Here is a 1,179-nt window from a genome sequence, read left to right as displayed (position 1 = left end):
CCAAGCCGTTCCTCTCCGTCTACGTCCCGCGGTCCGGCACGTCAGAGCGCGGTTCGACCGCGAGGCGCTACGCGGCGCGGTCGACGATCCGACGGACGTCGCGTTCCTCGGGGTCGCGACTCATCACCGCCGGACCGACTACGCCTGGGACCGGATCCCGCCGTTCCTCGGGACCGACGTGTGGACCGGCACCGGCGATCGGTTCCGCCCGCCCGACGCCGCCAAGGCGATCTTCGAGGGTACCGGACTCGACGCGGTCGACGCGGTCGAGCGCGAGGTCCACGCCCGCGACTTCGACCCGGACGCGTACGAGATCCCAGAGTCCGCCTGGTACGACGGACCGGCGGCCGGTGTCGTCGTCCGGAACAAGCGCGGCGAGCGTGGGCGACTGGTCCGGATCGAGCTCGACGACGGGACCCCCGGCCCGCTCGGCGACGAAGCGCCCGACGTGGAGGCAATCGCCGCTGAGTACGCCACGAACGAGCGCCTCGAACGGTATCGGAAGACGATCGAACGACACGGCGAGCCGGCGACCGTCGACGCGATCGCGGACCGAGTCGTCGAGGCCGTGGCCCGCGAGGAACCGACGCGAATCCGGGTGGAGGCGGGACACTCGTCCGGCGACGACGCCCCGACCAGATCGCGCCCGGTCGTCGACGCGAGCCGCCTCCGGGAGGTCGCCGTCGGGCGCGCTCAGACCTTCCTTGCCGAGCGGTCGGAATCGGGCTGAGAGGCGGTCATTCTCGGAGGAGACCGCGGACGTCCGACCGGACGTTACGCTACTCGGTCGGCCGCCTCTGCTCACGCCCGCGCGCGTGCGCCGGCTTTATAACCCGACGGCGACTAGCGACGGTAAGTTCCTATGTCAGAGCAGAGCGAATACGGAGCCGGCCAAATACAGGTCCTCGAAGGCCTACAGGCCGTCCGTAAACGACCGGCGATGTACATCGGGTCCACGGACGGTCGGGGGCTCCACCATCTCGTCTACGAGGTCGTCGACAACTCCATCGACGAGGCGCTCGCGGGCCACTGCGAGGAGATCGAGGTGCGGATCCACGACGACGGCTCCGTCTCCGTCACCGACGACGGGCGGGGAATTCCGGTCGACACCCACGAGGAGTACGACCGCCCCGCGCTGGAGGTCATCCTGACCGTCCTCCACGCCGGCGGGAAGTTCGA

At 70.0% G+C, this 1,179-nt stretch carries 2 protein-coding genes; both read left to right on the top strand.

Annotation, left to right across the window (positions count from 1 at the left end; translation table 11 throughout):
• The coding region (locus U4E84_RS18005; protein WP_322533441.1) for an RNA ligase family protein at positions 1-730 on the top strand (730 nt) is incomplete at its 5' end.
• Positions 731-862: 132 nt separating this feature from the next.
• The coding region (locus U4E84_RS18000) for an ATP-binding protein (protein ID WP_322533440.1) at positions 863-1,179 on the top strand (317 nt) is incomplete at its 3' end.

The organism is Halorubrum sp. AD140 (assembly GCF_034497445.1).
In the GTDB taxonomy this organism is placed as follows: domain Archaea; phylum Halobacteriota; class Halobacteria; order Halobacteriales; family Haloferacaceae; genus Halorubrum.
The sequence above is the reverse complement of the archived record's forward strand: the minus strand, read 5'-3'. Positions and strand labels throughout refer to the sequence as shown.